3 protein-coding genes are annotated in these 10,112 nt (G+C 63.9%); 2 read left to right on the forward strand and 1 reads right to left on the reverse strand.

From position 1 onward, the window contains the following. Window positions 1–517 precede the first annotated feature (517 nt). Window positions 518–8,188, forward strand: a complete 7,671-nt coding sequence (locus tag H7J93_RS02680) for a non-ribosomal peptide synthetase (protein WP_267304749.1) — start codon at window positions 518–520, stop codon at window positions 8,186–8,188. Here H7J93_RS02680 and H7J93_RS02685 read toward each other — a convergent pair. Beyond that, entirely contained in the window at window positions 8,165–9,313 is a 1,149-nt protein-coding gene (locus tag H7J93_RS02685) for an acyltransferase family protein (RefSeq protein ID WP_267304750.1), read from the reverse strand. The genes H7J93_RS02680 and H7J93_RS02685 overlap by 24 nt on opposite strands. Before the next feature lie 652 nt (window positions 9,314–9,965). Between H7J93_RS02685 and H7J93_RS02690 the strand changes: the two genes are divergently transcribed. Next, a complete protein-coding gene (locus H7J93_RS02690; protein ID WP_267304751.1) occupies window positions 9,966–10,094 on the forward strand; it encodes a hypothetical protein in 129 nt (42 codons plus the stop codon). The last annotated feature ends 18 nt before the right edge of the window (window positions 10,095–10,112 follow it).

The following is a 10,112-nucleotide window of genomic DNA, read 5'->3' on the forward strand; positions in this document are numbered from 1 at the left end:
CTGGGCGCTCGGGTCGCCTGCGTCGCCGCGCGGTCCAGCCACTAAATAAATGCTCTCTTAATTGCAAAGAGTGCGAAAACCCAGAACTACCGGGCTGCCTCCAGTATGTTTGCTGGTTGGACTAGAAAACCTGGAGGGAACCGGAGCGCCAACCTTTCGACGACGACTATTCAGCCTTTTCGTCTTCATTAGCGACGAGGAGCCGCACAGCCCATGACCTGCATTCAACCATTGGCCCACGCCAGGGGCGCGTGCGATTCTCATCCGCCATCGTCGTCGGTCCACCGGGGAGCTCGCCATCGTCGAGGCGCCGAAGATCCAGGTAGAAATTTGCGGGCCCGTAGATATTGCGGCGTCGTCGCAGGCGACGGGATCCTTGACCGCATCGCCGCGGGCGCAGGGCACATTGAGCGCGGAGGCTGCCGTGGGCGGCGTCCTCCGACCTTTGAAGACATAGGGGTGGGGCGGCTCCGCGGGGGGCGCTGGCGGCCATGACCGCCTGTCTGGGGGGACAGTCATGACGACCGATGCGGGACGACGGTTGTGGTCTATTGATGTGCTCGATGATGATGAGCGCGACCAGCTTGCTGGATGGGGTAACCAGGCGATCCTGGCCGAGCCTGCCCGTAACCGGGACTCGATTACGGCGTTGTTCGGTTCGCAGGTCGCTCGCATCCCAGACGCGGTGGCGTTGGTGTGCGGTGAGCAGTGGTGGACCTATCGCGAGTTGGATGAAGCTGCCAATAGGCTGGCGCAAGCGCTGGTGAGCCACGGCGCAGGCCCGGGTGAGGTTGTGGCGCTGCTGGTTCCGCGGTCTTCGGAGGCGATCATCGCGATCCTGGCGGTGCTCAAAACCGGCGCGGCGTACCTACCGGTCGATCCCGCGCACCCCGACGATCGAGTCGCATTCGTGCTCGGTGACGCGGCGCCCGTCGTCGCCATCAGCACTACGAAGCTGCGGGCGCGGCTCGGATCGTTCGATCTTCCCGTCGTCGATGTCGACGATCACTCAGGGGCGTTGTCCACGACGGCCCTGACCACCCCGTCGCCCGACGACGTCGCCTACGTCATCTATACCTCCGGCACCACCGGTACGCCCAAAGGTGTTGCTATCACCCACCACAACGTCACGCAGTTGCTGTCCTCGCTCGACGCGGCGTTACCGGGTCCGGGCGTGTGGGCTTTGTGTCATTCGTTGGCCTTCGATGTCTCAGCCTGGGAGATCTTGGCCCCGCTGGTGCGTGGTGGCCGACTGGTGGTGGTGTCGGAGGCGGTGGCACGCTCTCCGGAAGAGCTTCGCGAGGTGTTGATACGCGAAGGTGTCACGGTACTTACCCAGACTCCCTCTGCGGCAGGGGTTTTACCCCCCGAGGGTTTGGAGTCGATGACGTTGGTGGCGGCGGGGGAGGCGTGCTCTGCAGAGTTGGTGGATCGGTGGGGCAGCGGCGACCGGGTGATGCTCAACGCGTATGGGCCGACCGAAACCACGATGTGCGTGACGATCAGCGCCCCATTGACGCCCGGAACGGCTGCGGTGCCGATCGGTAAGCCGGTGCCCGGCGCTGCACTGTTTGTGTTGGATGCGTGGTTGCGGCCGGTAGCCGCCGGCTTGGTCGGCGAGTTGTATGTGGCCGGGCGGGGTGTCGGCGTGGGCTATGTCCATCGTGGTGGTTTGACGACGTCACGATTTGTGGCGTGCCCGTTCGGGGCGCCGGGGACGCGGATGTATCGCACCGGCGACCTGGTGCGGTGGGGTGACGACGGCCAGCTGCAGTATCTGGGTCGTGCTGATGAGCAGGTCAAGATCCGTGGCTACCGCGTCGAACTCGGTGAGGTGCAGACCGCGCTCGCCGCACTGGAGGGGGTCGAGCAGGCCGCAGTGATCGCCCGCGAGGACCGCCCCGGCGACAGGCGGCTAGTGGGATATATCGTCGAATCCTCCACTGGAGCAGTGGATTTGACCCGGATTCGAACTACCTTAGCCGCCCGGCTGCCGAGTTATATGGTCCCGACTGCAGTGGTAGCACTCGACGCGCTGCCGCTGACAGTCAACGGCAAGTTGGACAAGCGCGCCCTGCCGGCGCCGGAATACGGCGGCGTTGGTAACGAGTATCGGGCCCCGAGTTCTCCGGTGGAGGAGATCCTAACGGCGATTTATTCGCAGGTGCTCGGTGTGGAGCGCGTGGGTGTCGATGACTCGTTTTTCGAGCTGGGCGGCGACAGCATCCTGTCGATGCAGGTGGTGGCACACGCCCGGGCGGCTGGGGTGCTGTGCCGGCCGCGTGACATCTTCGTGGAACAAACTGTCGCCCGGCTGGCCACGGTCGCGGAGATCGCCAGCGATGCGGACGATGTCATCGATGACGGCGTCGGCGAAGTGGTGCCGACGCCGATCATCCGCTGGTTGCACGACGTTGAGGGTCCGGTCGATGAGTTCAACCAGACTTTGGTGCTGCAGGCTCCTGCGGGAGTCACCGAGGACGACGTGGTCGCCGTGCTACAAGCCCTGCTGGATCGCCATGCCGCGCTGCGGCTGCGCGTCGACGACGATGGCTCTGGCGGATGGTCGTTGACGGTGCCCGAACCCGGTTCAGTCGATGCCGCCGAGCGAGTTCACGCCGTAAATGCGCTGACCGATGAGGCCGTTGCCGGGGCGCGGTCACGGTTGAAACTGGGCGTCGGAGCGATGGTCAGTGCGTTGTGGGTGCCGAGTACCCGCGAGTTGGCGTTGATGATTCACCACTTGGCCGTGGATGCGGTGTCGTGGCGAATCTTGTTGGAGGACATCAACATCGCCTGGGCCCAGCATCACAGTGGGCAGGCTGTCGCGCTTCCGACCGGCGGGACGTCGTTCCAACGCTGGGCGGCGATTCTTGACGAGCACGCGCGCGTGCCTGCGGTGGTTGAGCTGGCTGATACCTGGCGCCGGGTGAGTGAGGTGCCTGCTGCGCTGCCTGCGGTGCAACCCGAGATCGATACCTACGCCAACGCCGGTCAGCTGTCGATGTCGCTGGACACCGAGACCACGCGGTCGCTGCTCGGCGAGGTGCCCGCGGCGTATCACGCCGGGGTGCAGGACATCCTGTTGATCGCGTTCGGGCTGGCTTGGACGGAGTTCCTGGGTGCCGACACGCCGCTGGGCATCGATGTGGAGGGTCACGGGCGTCAGGAAGAGCTGGCTGATGCGGACCTGTCGCGCACGGTGGGTTGGTTCACGACGAAGTATCCGGTCGCGCTGAATGTCGGTGGTATCGACTGGGATCAGGTATCCGCCGGTGATGCCGGGTTGAGTCCGATCATCAAGTCGGCCAAGGAGCAGTTGCGGGCGTTACCGGATCCGCTGACCTACGGGCTGCTGCGCTACATGAATCCGGATGTGGATCTGGCTGGTTCGGATCCGGCGATCGGCTTCAACTACCTGGGCCGCCTCGGCGCGACCGCCGCCGACGTCTCCGAGGAGTTGTGGTGCATCAGCCCGGCCAGCCGGGCCACCGCGGATGCAGCGGCGGCAGTGGCGATGCCGTTGGCTCATACCGTGGAATTGAATGCGGGCACGTTGAATACCGAGGCTGGCCCGATGCTTCAGGCCAACTGGTTATGGGCTCCGTCGGCGCTCGATGCCGACAAGGTGCGGCGGCTCAGCCGGTTGTGGTTTGACGCGTTGATCGGGATCTGTGCGCATGTCCGCGCCGGCGGTGGTGGGTTGACGCCGTCGGATCTGGCACCGGCGCGGTTGACTCAGCAGCAGATCGACGAGCTGACCAGCGACCACGACGTGCACGATGTATTCCCGTTGACCCCGCTGCAGCAGGGGCTGCTGTTCCATACGCGCCTTGCGCAAGGTTCCGGCGATGACGTCTACGCCGTTCAGCTGGACATCACCATCACCGGTCCGCTCGATTCGCAGCGGTTGCGGGAGGCGATGGACTCAGTGGTTCACCGTCACCCCCATCTGGTGGCCCGCTTCTCCGAACAGTTCGGCGAACCAGTGCAGATCCTCGCGGCCGACCCCGACTTCGGGTGGCGGTACTGCGAACTCGATACCGACGACGAGGTCGACGACCTGCGTGCGGGCGAGCGGGCGGCGGTATGCCAGCTGGCCGACGGGCTTCCGTTCCGGGCAGCGCTGATCCGGACTGCCGAGGACCGGTATGAGTTCGTGCTGACCGTCCATCACATCGTCATCGATGGCTGGTCGCTACCGGTTCTGTTGCGGGAGATCTTCGCCGGCTATTGCGGACACCGGTTACCGGCGCCGGTGCCAGTGCGCAAGTTCGTGACGTGGTTGGCCGGTCAGGACCGCGGAACGGCAGAGGCGGTGTGGGCCAAGGTATTCGAGGGGTTCGACACCCCCACTCTGGTCGCCCCTGCAGATCGGCTGGGTCCACGCGGCGTCGCTTCGTATCGGATGTCGGAGGAGACGACGCGGGCGCTGGGGGAAGTGGCGCGGGCCCAACGCACCACGGTGAGCACAGTGTTGCAGGCCGGGTGGGCGCGGCTGTTGATGGCGGTGACCGGTCAGCGTGATGTGGCGTTCGGCGCGGTGACGTCAGGACGCCCGGCTGAGCTCGCGGGCGCGGAATCGATAATCGGACTGCTGATCAACACCGTGCCGGTGCGGGCCGACATGACCGCCACCCTGACGGTGTCCGATCTGCTCACGCGGTTGCAGCGCCACCACAACGACACCGTCGAGCATGAGCATCTGGCACTGGCGGATATTCATCGGGTCGTCGGACAGGATCGCTTGTTTGACACGTTGTTCGTGTATGAGAACTATCCGGTCGATCTCGCGGCGCTATCGGGGGCACAGGACCTTTCGGTCACCGGGTTCAGTGCTCGCGAGTACAACCACTATCCGTTGACGGTGGCGGTGACGCCGGGGCCGCAGTTGAGTCTGCGGGTGGAGTACGCCTCAGAGGTGTTCGACGCGGCGGCCGTCGACGCGATAGCCCGTCGCTTCCAACGGATTCTGGCCGTCGCGGTCACTGATCCCGATCAGCGGTTGTCCGCCATCGATGTCCTGGATGCCGACGAGCATGACCAGCTTGATGGGTGGGCGAACCGGGCGGTGTTGAGTCGGCCGATGGATGCGCCGAAGTCCATTCCTGCGGTGTTCGCCGAGCAGGTGGACCGCGACCCGACGGCGGTGGCGTTGACGTTCGAGGGTCGGTCGATGACCTACGGCGAGCTCGATGGCGTCGCCAACAGGCTGGCCCATCGACTGTCAGGTCTCGGTGCAGGCCCGGGTCAGGTTGTGGCGCTGCTGATCCCGCGGTCCGCGGAAGCGATCGTCGCGATGCTGGCGGTGCTCAAGACGGGGGCGGCGTATCTGCCGATGGACCCCGCGCACCCCGATGCCCGGATCGCGTTCATGATCGAAGACGCCGCGCCTGTCGCCGTGATCACCATGGCGGATCTTTGTTCGCGTCTTGATCAGTGTGACGTGGCGGTCCTTGATGTCGACGATCCCTCTCTCGCGGAAGAGTCCGGCGGCGCTTCACTACCGGTGCCCGCGCCGAATGATGTGGCGTATCTGATTTACACGTCGGGGACGACTGGTGTGCCTAAGGGTGTGGCGGTGTCGCATGTGAATGTGACGCAGGCGTTGGAGTTGTTGCCTGTGGAGATGCCTGCGGGTGCGGGTCAGGTGTGGTCGCAGTGGCATTCGTTGGTGTTTGACGTCTCGGTGTGGGAGATCTGGGGTGCGCTGTTGCATGGTGCGCGGTTGGTGATTGTGCCTGAGGCGGTGGCGGGTTCACCGACTGAGCTGCATGAGTTGTTGGTGCGTGAGCAGGTCAGTGTGTTGTATCAGACGCCGTCGGCGGCGGGGATGCTCTCGCCGCAGGGTTTGGAGTCGACCACGTTGGTGGTGGCTGGTGAGGCGTGTCCGACGGAGTTGGTGGATCGGTGGGCGCCGGGGCGGGTGATGATCAACGCTTATGGTCCTACTGAGGCCACGATTTATGCGGCGATCAGTGCTCCGTTGGTGGCGGGTTCGCATGAGGCGCCGATCGGGTCGCCGGTTGCTGGTGGTGCGACGTTTGTGCTTGATGAGTGGTTGCGTCCGGTGCCTGCGGGTGCGGTGGGTGAGTTGTATCTGGCTGGGCGTGGTGTGACGGTGGGTTATGTGAACCGTGGCGGGTTGACGGCGTCGCGGTTTGTGGCGTGTCCGTTCGGGGAGCCGGGGGCGCGGATGTATCGCACCGGGGATCTGGTGCGTTGGGGTGCTGATGGGCAGTTGCAGTATCTGGGTCGTGCTGATGATCAGGTCAAGATCCGCGGCTATCGCATCGAACTCGGCGAGATTCAGGCCGCGCTGGCCCGGGTGGAGGGCGTCGTGCAGGCCGCGGTGATCGTGCGCGAGGACCGGTCCGGCGATAAGCGACTGGTGGGTTATGTCACCGAATCGGCAACCGGTGCAGTGGATATCGCCGCGATACGACCGATGCTGGCGCAGCGGTTGCCCGGCTATATGGTGCCTGCGGCGGTGGTGGTGTTGGAGTCGTTGCCGTTGACGGTCAATGGCAAGTTGGACCGGCGGGCGTTGCCGGCGCCGGAGTATCAGACCGCGGCTCGTTATCGGGCTCCTTCTAACGCGATCGAAGAGGTCATTGCCGGCATCTTCGCTCAGGTGTTGGGTGTGGAGCGCGTTGGTGTCGATGACTCGTTCTTCGATCTGGGTGGGGACTCGATCTCGGCGATGCGAGTGATCGCCGCGGTCAACACCGCCCTGGACGCCGAAGTTGCGGTGCACACGATTTTTGAGGCGCCGACGGTCAGTGGTATGAGTCGGCATGCGGAGGATGCGAGCACGCTGGCTTCATCGATGGCCAACACGCCCAGCTTCGCGTCCGTGCATGGGGTGGACGCAACCGAGGTTCATGCCCGCGAGCTGACGCTGGACAAGTTCCTCGACGACACCACGCTGGCAGGCGCACCCAACTTGGCGCGGCCGAGTGCCGACGTGCGCACAGTGCTGTTGACCGGGGCGACCGGGTTCTTGGGTCGTTATCTGGTGTTGGAGCTGCTGGAGCAGCTGGCGCCCGTCGATGGGCAGTTGATCTGTTTGGTGCGCGGTAAGGACGATGAGGACGCGCGGCGTCGTCTGGAGAAGACCTTCGACAGCGGTGACCCGCACCTGCTGGCCCACTTCCACGAGCTGGCTGCCGACCGGCTGCAGGTCGTCGCCGGCGACAAAGGCCACGCCAACCTTGGAATGGACGAGGAAATCTGGCAATGCCTCGCCGATACCGTTGATCTGGTCGTGGATTCGGCCGCTCTGGTCAACGGGGTGCTGCCTTACCCAGAGTTGTTCGCCCCGAATGTGGTGGGGACGGCGGAGTTGATTCGGTTTGCGTTGACCAGCAAGCTCAAGCCGTATGCGTTTGTGTCGACCTCGGATGTGGGTCGTCAGATCGAGCCGTCGGCGTTCACCGAGGATGCCGATATCCGCGCCATCAGCGCGACCCGGATCGTGGATGGCAGTTATGCCAATGGGTATGGCAACAGCAAGTGGGCTGGTGAGGTGCTGTTGCGTGAGGCTCACGATTTGTGTGGTCTGCCGGTGGCGGTGTTCCGCTCGGGCATGATCATGGCCGATCCGAGGTATGCCGGTCAGCTCAATGTGTCGGATACGGTGACGCGGATGGTGTTGTCGGTGGTGGCCACCGGGGTGGCGCCGGAGTCGTTCTACCAGCTGGATGCCGACGGTAGGCGGCAGCGGGCGCACTTTGATGGTCTGCCGGTGGATTTCGTGGCTGAGGCGATCGCGACGCTGGGTACGCGGTTGGTCGAGGGGTTTGAGACCTATCACGTGATGAACCCTCACGATGACGGTATCGGGATCGACCAGTACGTCGACTGGTTGATCGAGGCGGGGTATCCGATCGAGCGCATCGCCGACTTCAACGAATGGGTGACGCGGTTCGAGGCCGGGCTTCAGGGGTTGCCGGAGGCTCAGCGTGCGCAGTCGGTGTTACAGATGCTGCAGCTGCTGCTTCAGCACACCGACGGCCAGGTGGCGGCCCCCGAGCCGACCCTGGGCTCGTATGCGCCGGCGGATCGGTTCCACGCCGCGGTCAAAGACGCCAAGATCGGCGCCGACCACGACATCCCCCACATCAACGCATCGGTCATCGTCAAATACGCCACCGATTTGCAGCTACTCGGCCTGCTCGAGGTCTAGCGAATCCGGGAAGCCGTTTTGGGGCCGGTGCTCCCGATATTGCTCGGTGCGATTCGTGTCGCTCAGCTGGGCGGGTCGCGGTACCGGTGTTGGGGCGTGTGAACGTTCGGCCGGTGCCTTGAACATGCGACGTTTCAGGGCTACCGCCCGCTTTTCCACCAACAGCCAACTCGCAGCGGCCACGGGCAGTGTGGCTGCGATGGCGACGAGGAAAAATACGGCAGGGCTCAATTGGGCGAGCCCAAACGTGGCGAGCAACTGCTGCATCGGGAATCCGTAGACGTACACGCCGTACGACAGATCGTGTCGCAGATTTATCCTGCGGACGAGGGCGCCGGAAACGATGATCGCGTACGCCACGGGAATGGCTGCGAGCGCCCGATAGTTCTCCATGAATCCCGATGCCACGATGACCGTGACGCTGAGGGCCACCAACGACCAGCGGGCAGGGATCCTGTCCTGGTACTGGAAGAACATCGCCCCGGCAAGAAACATCAGGAAGAAGCGGGCCAGCGCCTGCGGCCACGTCGGTATTTCGAACGTTGAGTAAGAAACGTACGCCGACCAGCACAACGCGACGACGAACAAGGTCGGAATGGTCCAGCGGCGCTTGAGGAGGCCGACAAACCCCAGCACGGACACCATGAGGTCGCACAACAATACGAAGAACAGGGTCCAGATCGCCCCGTTCCATACCTTCGGGTATGGCACCCCCGTCGGCGTGCCGTCGATCCCCGCGTAGCCCACATTCAAGATGGCGTTGTTGAGGACATACGCGATCTCAGACGACAGGGTGATCGTCGTGTGCTGGTACGCCGCGGCAATCGGGGCGATGACAAAAGCAATCACCACCAGACATACCCACAGGCCTGGGAAGATCCTTAGCGCACGGGAAGCCCAGTACTCCTTGAGGTTCGGGTGCCGCATCCAGCTGGCCACGATGAGAAACCCGGAAATTGTGAAGAAGCCGTCCGCGAAAAGCTCGCTCAGCAGCCTCGTTACCGCTTCGTTGGGTATGGAGCGGCCGGTGAGGTCCCAGGAGTGCCAGAAAACCACCCCGATCGCAAGGACGAGTCGCCACGCCGTCAACGCATTGCGGCGCGGATCGAACGCTTGCCTCAGCACTACAAATCCCCCCAGGGTCGGAGTCCAGCCGAAACGAGCTCCGACGGATGGGGCAGAGTTTGTCGCCCGGTACCGCCAGATCCGGAGTCTCTACTTATAAGCGGTTCCGGGTCATGATCGCAATTTCTAACGACGATTCGGTTCGCTACGTCGACGTTTGGAAGGCCCGGCAAAGCGAGTGCCGGCGCACGAGCGTTTCGACAGGCGGGCAGCGTTTGCGAGCTAACGAGTCCGATGGGCGGCGGCCCACTACCGATCGCTTGCTGGCGGGGCCAGGTGCAGTCAGTCTGGCCGTAGGTCATGCCGCCGAAGGGTTGACCCGATTCCTGCATTTGCTGCGTCAGCGGGGGCGGTCCGACCGACAGCCAGGTCGGTCATTGGTGTGACCTCAACATTCGCCGAATTCGTAACTCGGCGGAAACCGGCGGGGCAAAATTTGCTTGCGGTACGGAAGTTACCGCGAAGCCCACCAAATTTGCCAGCTAGCTGCTTCAAGGCCATCTTCGGTTATTAGCACCATCCATGACGCTGGTGCAAATTTTGCCAAACCATTGATCAGCTCCCTTAGCTATATTACCGTCCGTCCCGGGGCGGATGAGATCTTGATCGGGGCGGCGTCCGCCTTGTGCTCGACTAGATGGCCTGGAGAAAGATGACTATCGATCCGCTTCCCGACGACGGCACCACCTTTGTGTCGATCGAGGACCAGCAGAAACAGGGTCCAGCCCGACATGCCGCCGAGGATTGCCTGCGAGAGGCTGGCACCGGTCCGGGCGCCTGATGGGCAACCCCGTAGCTC

The sequence above is a fragment of the Mycobacterium barrassiae genome, assembly GCF_025822765.1.
GTDB classification, from domain to species: domain Bacteria; phylum Actinomycetota; class Actinomycetes; order Mycobacteriales; family Mycobacteriaceae; genus Mycobacterium; species Mycobacterium barrassiae.

What these genes read in the sequence shown, in the direction of transcription:
- H7J93_RS02680 (WP_267304749.1), top strand. Translation starts at nt 518, where the DNA reads ATGACGACCGATGCGGGACGACGGTTGTGGTCTATTGATGTGCTCGAT.
- H7J93_RS02690 (WP_267304751.1), top strand. Translation starts at nt 9,966, where the DNA reads ATGACTATCGATCCGCTTCCCGACGACGGCACCACCTTTGTGTCGATC.